The 14157-nt window shown below is 72.6% G+C and carries 12 protein-coding genes; 10 read left to right on the top strand and 2 right to left on the bottom strand.

The features are described from left to right. Window positions 1-61: 61 nt before the first annotated feature. The 3 genes from ACIOGZ_RS18350 to ACIOGZ_RS18340 all read left to right on the top strand — a co-directional run bounded on the left by ACIOGZ_RS18350 (window position 62) and on the right by ACIOGZ_RS18340 (window position 4703). Window positions 62-2647: an FHA domain-containing protein gene (locus ACIOGZ_RS18350; protein ID WP_363589440.1), complete on the top strand. Its 2586-nt coding sequence runs from the start codon at window positions 62-64 to the stop codon at window positions 2645-2647. 228 nt (window positions 2648-2875) lie between these two features. Beyond that, window positions 2876-4033 (top strand): GAF domain-containing sensor histidine kinase, encoded by a 1158-nt coding sequence (locus ACIOGZ_RS18345; RefSeq protein WP_363589454.1) that lies wholly within the window; start codon window positions 2876-2878, stop codon window positions 4031-4033. Continuing rightward, window positions 4026-4703 carry a response regulator transcription factor gene (locus tag ACIOGZ_RS18340; RefSeq protein ID WP_363589442.1) on the top strand — a complete coding sequence of 226 codons (678 nt, stop codon included), beginning with the start codon at window positions 4026-4028 and terminating at the stop codon, window positions 4701-4703. Before ACIOGZ_RS18345 ends, ACIOGZ_RS18340 begins: the two co-directional genes overlap by 8 nt. A 91-nt stretch (window positions 4704-4794) precedes the next feature. Here the strand turns inward: ACIOGZ_RS18340 and ACIOGZ_RS18335 are convergent, their stop codons facing one another. Continuing rightward, window positions 4795-5598, bottom strand: a complete 804-nt coding sequence (locus ACIOGZ_RS18335; protein WP_363589444.1) for a hypothetical protein — start codon at window positions 5596-5598, stop codon at window positions 4795-4797. A gap of 148 nt (window positions 5599-5746) precedes the next feature. Here ACIOGZ_RS18335 and ACIOGZ_RS18330 point away from each other — a divergent pair, with 148 nt between their 5' ends. The 6 genes from ACIOGZ_RS18330 to ACIOGZ_RS18305 all read left to right on the top strand — a co-directional run bounded on the left by ACIOGZ_RS18330 (window position 5747) and on the right by ACIOGZ_RS18305 (window position 11603). Next, window positions 5747-6538 carry an ABC transporter ATP-binding protein gene (locus ACIOGZ_RS18330; RefSeq protein WP_063349636.1) on the top strand — a complete coding sequence of 264 codons (792 nt, stop codon included), beginning with the start codon at window positions 5747-5749 and terminating at the stop codon, window positions 6536-6538. A gap of 155 nt (window positions 6539-6693) precedes the next feature. Next, a complete protein-coding gene (locus ACIOGZ_RS18325) occupies window positions 6694-7104 on the top strand; it encodes an NfeD family protein (RefSeq protein ID WP_363589456.1) in 411 nt (136 codons plus the stop codon). A 10-nt stretch (window positions 7105-7114) separates the two neighbouring features. Beyond that, window positions 7115-8164 (top strand): SPFH domain-containing protein, encoded by a 1050-nt coding sequence (locus tag ACIOGZ_RS18320; RefSeq protein ID WP_363589446.1) that lies wholly within the window; start codon window positions 7115-7117, stop codon window positions 8162-8164. Between the two features lie 184 nt (window positions 8165-8348). Further along, window positions 8349-9107, top strand: coding sequence for a sulfite exporter TauE/SafE family protein (locus tag ACIOGZ_RS18315; protein ID WP_363589448.1), 759 nt, complete (start codon window positions 8349-8351; stop codon window positions 9105-9107). Between the two features lie 141 nt (window positions 9108-9248). Next, the gene (locus tag ACIOGZ_RS18310; RefSeq protein WP_400986452.1) at window positions 9249-9554 is read left to right on the top strand and encodes a 4a-hydroxytetrahydrobiopterin dehydratase; all 306 of its coding nucleotides are present in this window, start codon (window positions 9249-9251) and stop codon (window positions 9552-9554) included. A 93-nt stretch (window positions 9555-9647) separates the two neighbouring features. Then, window positions 9648-11603, top strand: a complete 1956-nt coding sequence (locus tag ACIOGZ_RS18305) for a PQQ-binding-like beta-propeller repeat protein (RefSeq protein WP_400986450.1) — start codon at window positions 9648-9650, stop codon at window positions 11601-11603. A gap of 34 nt (window positions 11604-11637) precedes the next feature. Here the strand turns inward: ACIOGZ_RS18305 and ACIOGZ_RS18300 are convergent, their stop codons facing one another. After that, window positions 11638-12180, bottom strand: a complete 543-nt coding sequence (locus ACIOGZ_RS18300; RefSeq protein ID WP_063349641.1) for an HNH endonuclease — start codon at window positions 12178-12180, stop codon at window positions 11638-11640. 290 nt (window positions 12181-12470) lie between these two features. Here ACIOGZ_RS18300 and tyrS point away from each other — a divergent pair, with 290 nt between their 5' ends. Then, window positions 12471-13742, top strand: coding sequence for a tyrosine--tRNA ligase (gene tyrS / locus ACIOGZ_RS18295; RefSeq protein WP_400807627.1), 1272 nt, complete (start codon window positions 12471-12473; stop codon window positions 13740-13742). Window positions 13743-14157 lie beyond the last annotated feature (415 nt).

Genomic DNA, 14157 nt, shown 5'->3' with positions numbered 1-14157 from the left:
ACATCGCACCCCTGGTCGGGGGCACAATTCGGGGGAACCGAGAGAGCGGGGCAGGCGCACAGTGCCGCAACTCGTCATCGATATCAACGGACAGCAGCGGACTCTGGAGCCCGGGCGGTCCTACACCATCGGGCGCAACCCGCAGTCGGACTTCCCGTTCGACGACGCCAGGGTCTCCTGGAACCACGGGACCATCACCTTCAACGGCAGCGGCTGGCAGCTGGACGACCACGGCAGCACCAACGGCACCTACACGGCCGGCGCCCGGACGACGCAGGCCCAGCTGTTCCCCGGCGCCGTCGTCAACCTCGGCAACCCGGAGAACGGACCCCGGCTCGGCTTCTCCGCGCCCGCCCACGCCGCCCCGCACGCCGCCGCCCCCCAGGCTCCCGCCTGGCACGAGGCCGCCACCAGCCGCAGCGCCGCGCCGACGCCCCAGCCGCCGGCCCCGCAGCAGGGCTGGTCGCCGCAGGCCCCCTACCCGCCGCAGCCCGAGCAGGCCTGGGCGGGTCGGCCCCAGCCACCGTTCCCGCACCAGCAGCACCCGCCCCAGCCCCAGCCCCAGCAGGGCGGCTTCCCGCAGCAGCAGGCCTTCCCGCCCGCCCCGCAGGACGGCGACGGCCCGCAGCCGACGATCATCCGCAACCTGACCGCCGCCATGCGCACCGTCCGGATCGGCCGCGCGCTCGACAACGACGTCGTGGTCTCCGACCTCCAGGTCTCCCGCCACCACGCCGAGCTGCGCCAGCTCCAGGACGGCCGCTACGAGATCGTCGACCTCGGCAGCCACAACGGGATCTTCCTCAACGGCCAGCGGGTGCAGCGCCAGCTGATGGGCCCGCAGGACCGGCTGACCGTCGGCCACTCCAGCTTCGTCCTGGTCGGCGACCAGCTGCAGGAGTTCGTCGACACCGGCGCGGTCTCCTTCTCCGCCCGCCACCTGACCGTCGAGGTCGAGCACAAGGGCGCCAAGAAGATCCTGCTCGACGACGTCAGCTTCGGCGTCCCGGAGAAGTCCCTGGTCGCCGTCATCGGCCCGTCCGGCTCCGGTAAGTCGACCCTGCTGCGCGCCCTCACCGGCTACCGCCCGGCCGACCGCGGCGAGGTCCTGTACGACGGCCGCAACCTCTACAAGCAGTTCGCCGAACTGCGCTCGCGCATCGGCCTGGTGCCGCAGTCCGAGATCCTGCACAAGGAACTCACCGTCCGCACCGGCCTCAAGTACGCGGCCCAGCTGCGCTTCCCCGGCGACACCGAGGCGCGCGAGCGCGCGGCCCGGATCGACGAGGTGCTGTACGAGCTGCGCCTGGACAAGCGCGCCGACAACAAGATCACCGCGCTCTCCGGCGGCCAGCAGAAGCGCGTCTCGGTCGCCCTGGAACTGCTCACCAAGCCGTCGCTCATCTTCCTGGACGAGCCCACCTCGGGCCTCGACCCGGGCATGGACCGCGAGGTCATGCAGATGCTGCGCGGTCTCGCCGACGACGGCCGCACCATCCTGGTCGTCACCCACTCGGTGGCCGAACTCGCGCTCTGCGACCGGCTGCTGGTGATGGCGCCGGGCGGCGCGGTGGCCTACTTCGGCCCGCCGGACGAGGCGCTGCACTTCTTCGGGTACGAGACCTGGGCGGACGTCTTCCAGGCCTTCGAGAACTACCCGGACCACGACTGGGCCGGCCGCTACCGCGGCTCGGTGCACTACCAGCAGTACTCCGCCCCCGACGTGGAGTCGGGCGAGGTGCAGCACGCCCAGGTCGCCCAGGAGGCCGTCCGGCCGCCGAAGCCGCAGAGCTGGGGCTCCCAGCTGTGGACGTTGATGCGCCGCTACATGTCGGTCCTCGCCTCGGACCGCGGCTTCCTGGCGCTGTCGGTGCTGCTGCCCGCCGTCATCGGCGCGGTCAGCGTGCTGGTCCCCAACGGGGCGGGCCTCGCGCCCAATCCGAACACGCAGCTCCACCTCAACAGCGGGGCCGCGACGATCATCATGATCCTGGCGATCGGAGCCTGCTTCTCCGGAGCGGCCAACTCGGTCCGCGAACTGATCAAGGAACGGGCCATCTACGAACGGGAACGGGCCACCGGGCTCTCCCGCTCGGCGTACATGATGTCCAAGATCATCGTGCTGGGCTTCTTCAGCGTGATCCAGGGCGCCATCGTCGCCGCGGTCGGCTTCCTGCCGCGCAAGCTCCCCGAGCACGGCCTGATCGTCAAGGACCTGCCGATCATCGAGATGACCATCGGCATGATCCTGCTCAGCTTCACCGCGATGATGTTCGGCCTGATGATCTCGGCCCTGGTCAAGACCGCCGAGAAGACCATGCCGCTGCTGGTCATGTTCGCCATCATCCAGGTCGTCTTCACCGGCTGCCTGTTCCAGCTCTTCGGCAAGCCCGGCCTGGAGCAGGCCGCCTGGCTGATGCCGGCCCGCTGGGGCACCGGCATCGTGGCCACCACACTGGACCTGTCCAAGCTCATGGGCCCCTGGAACAAGGACTTCCAGAACCCCCAGTACGACCCGCTGTGGACCGCCAGCGTCGCCCAGTGGGCGATCGACGCGGGCGCGCTGATCGCGATCTCGATCGTCATCGGCGTCATCGTCACCCGGCTCCAGCGCCGCCACGAGCCCGAGGTCATGCAGAAGGGCTGACCCCCTTCGCCCCGCCCGACGAGGGGCGGCTCTCCCATCACCCGGAGAGCCGCCCCTCCTCCATTGCGCGGGCCCCGAGACCTAGGTCCCCGGACCTGCGCCCACCCCGGCCGCGGACCGACGCGGCGGCGCCCGCGGCGGCGGTAGTTTGGCGGTATGCCCAGCACGCCCAGCGACCACCGGAGCCCGGCCGGTCCGCACCTCGACCTGCGCGGCCCGGCCCGCCCGATGCCCGGCTGCGACCCCTGCCTGGCCGGCATCGAGGCGGTCAGCCAGGCGCTGCTCGCGATGAGCCGGCACCTGGAGGTCCGCGAGGTGCTGCGCCGCATCACCGCCTCCGCCCGCGACCTGCTCGGCGCCGAGTACGCGGCTCTGGGCGTGCCCGACGACCACGGCGGCTTCGCCCAGTTCGTCGTCGACGGCGTCACCGACGAGCAGTGGCGGGCGATCGGCCCGCTGCCCCGCCAGCACGGCGTCCTCGCCAAGATGCTGCACGAGACCGGCCCCACCCGGCTCGCCGACGTCCGCAGGGCCCCGGCCTTCGGCGGCTGGCCGGCCGCCCACCCCGAGATGGACGCCTTCCTCGGCATGCCCATCCTGGACGCCGAGGCCGCCGAGGACGAACCGCAGGTCACCGGCGTCATCTTCCTCGCCAACAAGCGCGGCGGCGGCCTGTTCACCGACCACGACGAGGAACTGCTGCGGATACTCGCCGCGCACGCCGCCCTCGCCCTCTCCAACGCCCGCCTGTACGAGCGCAGCCGCGAGCTCACCCTGGCCGGCGAACGCGCCCGCATCGCCCACGACCTGCACGACGCCGTCGCGCAGAAGCTCTTCTCGCTGCGGCTCACCGCCAAGGCCGCCGCCACGCTCGTCGACCGCGACCCGGCCCGGGCCCGCGCCGAACTCGCCGAGGTCGCCCGGCTCGCCGCCGAGGCCGCCGACGAACTGCGCGCCGTCGTCGTCGAACTGCGCCCCGCCGCCCTGGAGGAGGACGGGCTGAGCGCCACCCTCGCCTCCCAGGTGCAGGTCCTCGACCGGGCCCACACCGCGGACGTCGCCTTCGCCGCCGACGGCGTCCGCGCCCTGCCGCCCGCGCAGGAGGCCGCGCTGCTGCGGGTCGCCCAGGAGGCGCTGCACAACGCGCTGCGCCACTCCGGAGCCGGCCGCGTCACCGTCACCCTGGCCGGCACGCCCGCGCGCGGCGCCGTGCTGCGGGTGCGCGACGACGGGCACGGCTTCGACCCCGAGTCCGTCCGCCGGGCCGGGCGCCACCTCGGCCTGGCCTCGATGCGCGACCGCGCGGCCGCCGTCGGCGGCACGCTCACCCTGGAGTCCGCCCCCGGCCGGGGGACGCTCGTCGAGATGGAGGTCCCCGGTGCCTGACAACCCGCCTGACAGCACGCCGTCGATCCGCGTCCTGCTGGTCGACGACCACCAGGTGGTCCGCCGCGGGCTGCGCACGTTCCTGGAGGTCCAGGACGACATCGAGGTGGTCGGGGAGGCCGCCGACGGGGCGGAGGGCGTCGAGCGCGCCCGCGAACTCGACCCCGACGTCGTCCTGATGGACCTCAAGATGCCCGGTGTCGACGGCATCGAGGCGCTGCGCACGCTCAAGGGCGAGGGCAGCCGGGCCCGGATCCTGATCGTCACCAGCTTCACCGAGCACCGCACGATGGTCCCCGCGCTGCGGGCCGGCGCCGCCGGGTACGTCTACAAGGACGTCGACCCGGAGGCGCTGGCCGGCGCGATCCGCTCGGTGCACGCCGGCCACGTCCTGCTCCAGCCCGAACTGGCCGAGGCGCTGCTCGCCGACGACGGCCCCCGCGCCCCGCAGGGCCGCGGCGGCACCCTCACCGAACGCGAGCGCGAGGTCCTCGGCCACATCGCCGACGGCCGCTCCAACCGGGAGATCGCCCGCAGCCTGCACCTGTCGGAGAAGACGGTGAAGACCCACGTCTCCAACATCCTGATGAAGCTGGACCTGGCGGACCGCACCCAGGCGGCCCTGTGGGCCGTCCGCAACGGCGAGGCGCGGGACGGCGGCCCGTCCTAGCGGGCCGCGTCCTGAGCGGCCCCGTGTTCGGCGGGCCCCGTGCTCAGCGCTCCTCGTGCTGAGCGTTCCTCGTGCTGAGCGGGCCCCGTGCTCAGCGGTCCTCGCGCTCGTCGACCAGCGCGTTGTACGCCGCCACCTGCGCCCGCCGGGCGGTGCGCCGCAGCGGCGCCAGCACCGCCTGCCGCGCCGCCATCTCGGAGGCGCTGACCGCCGCGCCGTGCCCGCCCGCGGCGATCGCCAGCAGCGCCGACACCTGCCGGGCCGACTCCAGCACCCGCACCGCACGCGGCGGGTACCCGGGCGCCAGCAGTTCGGCGTGCCCGCGCCGGCGGTACGCCTCCAGCGCCCGCAGCGCCTCCGGTCCGGCGCCCGCCACGTCCAGGCGGGTCAGCAGGAGCGTCGCCTCGCGCAGCCCGTCGGCCAGCTCCCGTTCGGCCTCGTGCAGCGACGGGACGTCGGCCGGCGGTGTGTCGTTGGTCTCAAGGCAGCGCCACAGCACCGTCGCCGAACGGTCCCCGGCCGGGCCGAACACCTCCACCTCCGGCACCAGTCCGAGCGGGACGCCCACCGCCAGCACCGCCTCCCCGACGCCCATCGCCGCTTCGTTGAACGGTGCCGGACCGGTCAGCCCCAGCGGGTGCCCGGCGGACGGCAGCGCCAGTCGCAGGCCCTTGACCCCGAGCACCCGGAGCCGTCCCAGCGCCCAGGTGAGGCCGTGCCGTTCGCCCGGCCCGTCCCCGGGCAGCCCGGTCACCCGGTGGCTCTCGTCGTCGCCCAGCACGGCCGCCGCGGCGTTGTCCGGCGGCACCAGACCGGCCAGCAGGGCGTTGCCCCACGCGGTCAGCCGCCCCGAACGGGGTTCTTCGTACGGATTGTCGGGAGGAGTCGCGAGCATCCGGCCAGCCTACGGAATCGGCGGTCATCCGCGTGGCGTAGGTTTGCCCATGCGTGTGCGGCGCACCCACCCCGTGCCCACCGGCTGCCGGAGTAGGCTCGCCGCCCGCACCGACGGCCGAAATTCTTGTATTGGGGAAGGCGTAGGCATGAGCGACGTGCTGGAGCTGGTGGACGTATCCGTGGTCCGGGAGGGACGCGCGCTGGTCGACCAGGTCTCGTGGTCCATCTCCGAGGGGGAGCGCTGGGTCATCCTGGGCCCCAACGGCGCCGGGAAGACCACCCTGCTGCAGATCGCCGCCACCTACCTGTTCCCGACCGCGGGCAAGGTGTCGGTGCTGGGCGAGAAGCTGGGCGAGGTCGACGTCTTCGAGCTGCGCTCCCGGATCGGCCTGGCCGGCGCCGCCATGTTCGACAAGCTGCCGGCCGAGCAGACGGTGCTGCAGACCGTGCTGACCGCCGCCTACGGCATGACGGTCAGCTGGCAGGAGACCTACGAGCAGTTCGACGAGTCCCGCGCGCTCGCGCTGCTCGACCGGATGGGCATGTCCAACCTCACCGGCCGCAAGTTCGGCACCCTCTCCGAGGGCGAGCGCAAGCGCACCCTGATCGCCCGCGCCCTGATGACCGACCCCGAGCTGCTGCTGCTCGACGAGCCCGCGGCCGGCCTGGACCTCGGCGGCCGCGAGGACCTCGTCCGCCGGCTCGGCGCGCTCGCCCAGGACGAGTTCGCCCCGGCCATGGCGATGGTCACCCACCACGTCGAGGAGATCGCGCCGGGCTTCACCCACGTCCTGATGATCCGCCAGGGCAAGGTGCTCACCGCCGGTCCGATCGACACCGAGCTGACCGCCCGCAACCTCTCCAAGTGCTTCGGCCTGCCGCTCACCCTGGAGCGCCACGGGGACCGCTGGTCCGCGCAGGGCCTGCCGCTGGGCTGAGCCCCCGCCCGCGCCCCGCCCGCGCCTCGCACGCTCCGATGTCGTCGGGTTTCCGGGGACCGGTCGCACGCGCGACCGGTTTCCGCCCCTCGACCTGCGGGAACTGTCCGCCTCGAAGGCCCTTCGCTCCCTAGGATGGACACGTGGACAGCTGGATCTGGTGGCTCCTGGCCGCCGTCGGGCTCGGCATACCGCTGGTGCTGACCGCGATGCCGGAGTTCGCCATGTTCGCGGTCGGTGCGCTGGCGGCCGCCGGCGTGGCCGGGCTGGGCGGAGACGCGGTCTGGCAGACCCTGGTCTTCATCGCGGTCTCGGTCTCGCTGCTGGTCTTCGTCCGCCCGATCGCCTACCGGCAACTGCGGCAGGGCCCGCACATCAAGATGGGCATCGAGGCGCTCCAGGGCGCCACCGCGGTCGTCGCGGAAACCGTCGACGGGGAGGGCGGACGGATCAAGCTGAACGGCGAGATCTGGTCGGCCCGCGCGCTCCACCCGGACAGCGTGTACCAACCGGGGCAGCAGGTCGACGTCGTCGAAATCCAGGGCGCGACCGCCCTGGTCATCTAGGGGAGAGTCCGTGGAACCCGTCCTTATCGTTTTGGTCGTCCTGGTCGTGGTGGCCTTCATCGCGCTGATCAAGACGATCCAGGTCATCCCGCAGGCCAGCGCCGCGATCGTGGAGCGCTTCGGCCGCTACACCCGGACGCTCAACGCAGGCCTGAACATCGTCGTCCCGTTCATCGACCGGGTCCGCAACCGGATCGACCTGCGCGAGCAGGTCGTGCCGTTCCCGCCGCAGCCGGTGATCACCCAGGACAACCTGGTGGTCAACATCGACACGGTGATCTACTACCAGGTCACCGACCCGCGCGCGGCCACCTACGAGGTCGCCAGCTACATCCAGGCCATCGAGCAGCTGACCGTCACCACGCTGCGCAACATCATCGGCTCGATGGACCTCGAATCCACCCTGACCTCGCGCGAGGTCATCAACGCCGGTCTGCGCGGCGTCCTGGACGAGGCCACCGGCAAGTGGGGCATCCGGGTCAACCGCGTCGAGCTGAAGGCGATCGAGCCGCCCACCTCCATCCAGGACTCGATGGAGAAGCAGATGCGCGCCGACCGTGACAAGCGCGCCGCGATCCTCACCGCCGAGGGCCAGCGGCAGGCCCAGATCCTCAAGGCCGAGGGTGAGAAGCAGGCCGACGTGCTCCGGGCCGAGGGTGAGGCGCAGGCCGCGGTGCTGCGCGCCGACGGTGAGGCGGCCGCGATCCGGACGGTCTTCGAGGCCATCCACGACGGCGACGCCGACCAGAAGCTGCTCGCCTACCAGTACCTGCAGACCCTGCCCGAGCTGGCCAAGGGCGACTCCAACAAGCTGTGGATCATCCCCAGCGAGGTCGGCGACGCCCTCAAGGGCCTCGGCGGCGCCTTCGGCGGGCTGACCGGCAACCCCGGCGTCAACGGCGGCGCGGTCGCCGCCCCGAGCGTCCCGCAGGCGGCCCCCGCGGCCACCCAGGTGCCGCTCGACCCGGCGGCCGGCCCGCGCCCGGTGGACACCGAGAAGGGTGCCGCCCGCCCCCGGGTGGACCCGGCCCGCGAGTACCGCAAGATCGACCCGGAGTGACCGGCTGAACCGTCCGGCCCGGGGGCCCGCCACCGCACGGTGGCGGGCCCCCGGCGTGTGGCGGTCGTGGCGGTCGTGGCGTGTGGCGGTCGTGGTGCGTGTCCCGAATCGTGGGCGGCCCTGGTCCGACCGGTGGGCCGTCCGGCATGATCCCCCCGGACAGGACCGAGAGGAGAGGTGACCCATGACGCTCTGGGAGGGCATCGCCGTCCTGGTGGCGGGCGTCGGCGCCGGGATGATCAACGTGATCGTCGGCTCCGGCACGCTGATCACGTTCCCGGTGCTGCTCGCCATCGGGATTCCGCCGGTCACCGCCAACGTCTCCAACACCTTCGGCCTGGTGCCCGGTTCGCTCAGCGGCGTGATCGGCTACCGCCGCGAGCTGGCCGGCCAGGGCCACCGGCTGCTGCGCCTGGGCACCGCCTCACTGCTCGGCGGACTGGTCGGCGCGCTGCTGCTGATCAGACTGCCGAACGGCGCCTTCGACGCGATCGTCCCGGTACTGATCCTGCTCGCCCTCGTCCTGGTGGTGATCCAGCCCAAGGTCGCCAAGGCGGTCGCCGCCCGCCGCCGCCCCGACGGGGACCCGGACGGCGGCCTGCTGCTGTTCGTCGGCGTCTTCCTCACCGGCATCTACGGCGGCTACTTCGGCGCCGCGCAGGGCGTCCTGCTGCTGGCGCTGATGGGCATGCTGCTCCAGGAGGACCTGCAGCGGATCAACGCCGTGAAGAACGCGCTGGCGATGGTCGTCAACGGCGTCGCCGCGCTGTTCTTCCTGTTCACCTCCACCGTCAACTGGGCGGCCGCCGGCCTGATCGCGGCGGGCTCGCTGGTCGGCGGCCTGCTCGGCGCCAAGGTCGGCCGCCGCCTGCCGCCGGTCGCGCTGCGCGGGATCATCGTGGTGGTCGGCCTCGCCGCGGTCACCAAACTGCTGCTGAGCTGATGAGCTGAGCATCCGTCGGGGGACGCCCGCCGGGGGCTGCCCGTCAGCGGCTGTGTCGTCCGGTGCGGAGGGCCCCGGCTCGGTATGTTCCTCGCAGTGCACGCCGGACCGGACGACGAGACGACGAACGGAAGAGCTTCGATGAGCAGCAGGGCACGGCTGAGCGAGGACGAGATCACGGCGGCCCTGGCCGCACTGCCGCGGTGGACCAGGGAGGGCGACAGCATCGTCCGCGTGGCCGACGCCCCCGACTTCCCGGCGGCGATCCGGGTGGTCGTCGCCGTCGCCGAACAGGCCGAGGCGCTCGGCCACCACCCCGACGTCGACATCCGCTGGCGCACCCTGCGCTTCGTCCTCTCCACCCACAGCGCGGGCGGGCTGACCGGCCTGGACCTCACCCTGGCCGCCCGCATCGACGAGGCGCTGAAGGCCGAGTCCGCAGGCTGACCTCCCCGACCCCCGAGGCCGGGGCGGCGCGCTCGAACGGGCGTGAGATGCTGACTGCCGCATCGGCAGGCGGCTCGGGAGGGACGGGAACGGATGGCGCAGGAGCCCTTCGCAGACGCCCAGCAGCAGCCGTGGTACCCCCAGGGCCGGCAGGCCTGGCCGGTCGGCGGGCACCAGGAGCCGCAGCCGCAGGACCACCCGCAGCAGGAGTACTGGCAGACGGCGGCGGGCTACGGCCAGGGCGGGTACGGGCAGGGCTCGCCGTACGGACAGGACCCGCGCCAGGACGGGCAGGACGCGCAGTACGGACAGGACCCGCAGTACGGGCAGACCGGCTACGCCCAGGCTGGGTACGCCGAGACCGGGTACGCCGAGGGCGGCTACGTCCAGGGCGGCTACGCCGAGGGGCAGTACCAGCAGTACCAGCCGTACCCGGATCATGGGCAGCAGCAGTACGCGCCGTACGCCGTCCCGGAGCAGCCTGCGGGGGAGGGGCTGTACGTCCCGGTGGGGGCGGAGTACTCGGCCGACGGGTACGTGCACATCGAGGACGCCGAGCCCGTTCCGGTGGAGCCGTCCACGGAGCCGGAGCCCGAGCCGGACACGACGCCCGAGGCCGTGCCCGTCGCGCCGTCGCGGGCTGCCGCCCGTCGGGGCAGGTCCCCGAAGGCAGGCTCCTCGACGGCGGGCTCTTCGCTCTCGGCCAGGGCCCGCGCCGCCGCCGGGGCGGTGCTCACCGGCGAGCACGTGCCCAGCCGGCGGACCCTGCTGGTGCGCACCGGCGCCGGGGTGGCCGCGCTGGGCGTGCTGGTCGCGGCCGGTCTGATGGTCGGGGCCGAGGGCGGCGGCAGCGCGGCCGCGAGCAGCGGTGGGGAGCCCGGTTTCGCCGTCGCGCACACCAAGGTGTGGTCCGCCCAGCCCGCCGCGTCCGGGTCGCCGGGTGACGACACGCTGGTCGGCAGCTGGCTGCTGGCCGATGCGGTGGTCCGCGCCGACGCCGCCGGTGTGCGGGCCTACGACCTCGCGGCCGGCAAGCCCGTCTGGTCGGTCGAGCCACCGGCCGCCGGGGCCGTCCCGTGCGGGCTGTCGGCGGGGGTCAACCAGGCGGGGCTGGGCGCGGTGCTGTTCCGGGCCCAGGCCGACCCGAAGAGCCCGTGCACGCTGGTCGCCGCCGTGGACACCAAGACCGGCAAGACCGCGTGGACGAAGACCGTCTCGGACGCCAAGGGCGCGTACGGCGCGCGGATCGGCGTCACCGAGGACAAGGTGATCGCGGTCGGCGACGACCGGGCGGTCGCCTGGGAGTCCGCGGACGGCAAGGACGTCTGGCAGTACACCGGGCAGGGCAAGTTCTGCACCCTGTCCGGCGGCGTGACCGGCAAGACCGTGCTGGTCGCCTCCTCCTGCGCCGACTCGACCCCCGCCGACCAGGCCGTCGCACTGAACACGGCGGACGGCAAGGTCAGTTGGTGGCGCGGCCTGAACAACCGGCCGAAGACGGTGACCGTGCTGTCCGCCGAGCCGTCCGTCGTCCTCACCACGGGCGAGAAGCCGGAGGACGACCGGGTGTTCTCCTGGGGCGCGGGCGGCGACCCGGCCGCCGAGATCCCGGTGGTCGGCGACGGCGGCCGGCTGGACGTCGGCCACGGCACGTTCTCGGCCACGCCCGAGGTGTTCTTCCAGAACCGCACGATGGTCACCACGCTCGTCCCGGCGAACGGCGGCGGACCGGCCGCGGCGGTCGGTTACGACCTCGACACCGGTAAGCAGCGCTGGAAGGCGCCGACCGCCGCCAAGGGCACCGTCCGGGCGGTCGGCGTCGACGGCGGCGCGCTCGTGCTCGCCGCCGACGAACGCCGCGACCAGCCCGCCCGCCTCAGCCGGTTCCCGCTGGCCGGCGGCCAGGAGGCGACCGGCGGCAACTTCCCGCAGGGCACCGGTTCGCTGCTGGTCTCCGGGCGGGTGCTGATCGGCGGCGGGCGGGTGGTCGTGATGCCCGAGCACTCGGCCAACTACGGCACGGCGGCGGGCTACCAGGCGAAGGGTTAGCCCGGGCCCCGTAGGGCGCGGCTCGCGGCGGCGCTCACGCGGCCGGGACGGCTGTCGGAGCGGGCTGGCCCGGCACGGCCGGCAGCCAGTCGGCCAGCTCCCGGGCCTCCGAGCCGCGCAGGCCGAGCGCCAGCATGAGGGTGGCCTGCGGGGTCGGCACGAACGGCCGGCGCAGCAGCCTCATCCCGGCCTGTTCGGGTGTCCGGTCCGCCTTGCGCTGGTTGTCCTCCGGGCACGCGGCCACGGTGTTCAACCAGCTGTCCTCCCCACCGCGCGACCTGGGCTGCAGGTGGTCCACCGTGGTGGCCCGCCGCCCGCAGTACGCGCACAGGTGCTGGTCCCGGGCCAGGACACCCCGCCGCGACCACGGCGCCTGTTGTCGGAACGGCACTCTCACGTAGCGCTGAAGCCTGATCACCCGGGGCACCGGGATGCTGACGCCCGTCCCCCGGACCGTGCGCAGCGGATGCGCCTGCTCCACCACCGCCTTGTCCTGGAGCACCAGGACGACGGCGCGCTGGAGCGACACCGTCGTCAGGGGCTCGTAGCTCGCGTTCAGAACCAGCGTGTTGCGCACTCGGCACACCCTTCCCGCGGGCGTGCCACGGCGGCACGACCGTCTCCACACACGTCACTGCCGCCGCACGGCGGTGACACCACTCTGAACGGGCCCACAGCCGACGAACAACGGAATTTCCGGTATCGGGCAGGCGCCGGAGCGGCCGGGGGAGGACTGCGGCACGACGCTCGGGGAAAACCCGCTGGCCCCGACCGCGTAGGCTCTACCACGCTGGAGTCGCACCGACCCGGGGTCCGAGAGAACGGGCCGCCACCGGGCGGGCGCCCGATCGAAGGAGAAGCGTGACCGTGACGGACATCGTCGACGAGCTGCGGTGGCGGGGGCTGATCGCCCTGTCCACCGACGAGGACGCACTGCGCAAGGCGTTCGCGGACGGCCCGGTCACGTTCTATTGCGGCTTCGACCCGACGGCCCCCAGCCTGCACCTCGGCAACCTCGTGCAGATCCTCACCATGCGCCGCATCCAGCAGGCGGGAAACCTCCCGCTCGGCCTGGTCGGCGGGGCCACGGGCCTCATCGGTGACCCGAAGCCCACCGCCGAGCGCGTCCTCAACGACCCCGAGACGGTGGCCGGCTGGGTCGAGCGGCTGCGGGGCCAGATCTCGCGCTTCCTCGATTTCGAGGGCCCCTACGCGGCGCGCATGGTCAACAACCTGGACTGGACGTCCGGGATGTCGGCCATCAGCCTGCTGCGCGACGTGGGCAAGTACTTCCGCGTCAACAACATGATCGCCAAGGAGGCCGTCGCCCGACGGCTCAACTCCGACGCGGGTATCAGCTACACCGAGTTCAGCTACCAGATCCTGCAAGGCATGGACTACCTGGAGCTGAACCGCCGCTACGGCTGCACCCTGCAGACCGGTGGCAGTGACCAGTGGGGCAACCTGACCGCCGGCACGGACCTGATCCGCAAGGCCGACGCCAAGTCCGTGCACGCGCTGGCCACGCCGCTGATCGTCAAGGCCGACGGCACCAAGTTCGGCAAGACCGAGTCCGGCACGGTCTGGCTCGACCCCGAGCTGACCACCCCGTACGCCTTCTACCAGTTCTGGCTGAACGCGGACGACCGGGACGTCCCCAACTTCCTGCGGATCTTCAGCTTCCGCTCGAAGGAGGAGATCGAGGAGCTGGAGCGCGAGACCACCGAGCGCCCCGCCGCCCGCCTCGCCCAGCGAGCCCTCGCCGAGGAGCTCACCACCCTCGTCCACGGCGCCGAGCAGTACGAGCGCGCGGTCGCCGCGTCCAAGGCGCTGTTCGGCCAGGGCGACCTCGCCGACCTGGAGGCGCCGACCCTGGCCGCCGCCCTGGCCGAGGTCCCGAAGGCCGAGGTGGCCGAACTCCACTCGGTGGTCGACCTGTTGGTCGCCGTCGGCCTCGCACCGAGCCGTTCGGCCGCCCGCCGCACGGTCAAGGAGGGCGGCGCCTACCTCAACAACGTCAAGGTGACGGACGAGGAAGCGGTGCCGGCCGAGGCCGACCTGCTGCACGGTCGCTGGCTCGTACTGCGCCGCGGCAAGCGCAACCTGGCGGCGGCGGAGCTGGTTCCGGCTACGGTGTGACCGAAACACGACGCCGCTGAGCTGCGGCTTCGACATACGAGGGCGGGATCCAGCCGGATCCCGCCCTCGGTGTTTGACGATGTCGTCCGGGTGGCCTAGTGTTGAACGAGTCGCTGATGCGGCCATCCCACTCCGCAGGACCCACCCTCACCTCGATACCCATTGACATGGGTTTGTTGGCGTTCCCGTCAACCGTGGTGAGTGTGAATTTCGGGTGACAACCGAAATGCGCTAATGTGGAGGCCGTCGCGGAAAGCGGCCCGACCAGTTCGGGAAATCGGATGAATGAAACTCCGGAAAACGGAGCGGAAAACATCTGGTAAGCTGGAAACACGAAAGAACGAAGCGCCCGGAGGGCCCGCTGGAAGGCGGTCCGAAGGAAGTGTCCGTTCCTTGAGAACTCAACAGCGTGCCA

The organism is Kitasatospora sp. NPDC088160, assembly GCF_044741445.1.
Taxonomy (GTDB): Bacteria; Actinomycetota; Actinomycetes; order Streptomycetales; family Streptomycetaceae; genus Kitasatospora.
The sequence above is the reverse complement of the archived record's forward strand: the minus strand, read 5'-3'. Positions and strand labels throughout refer to the sequence as shown.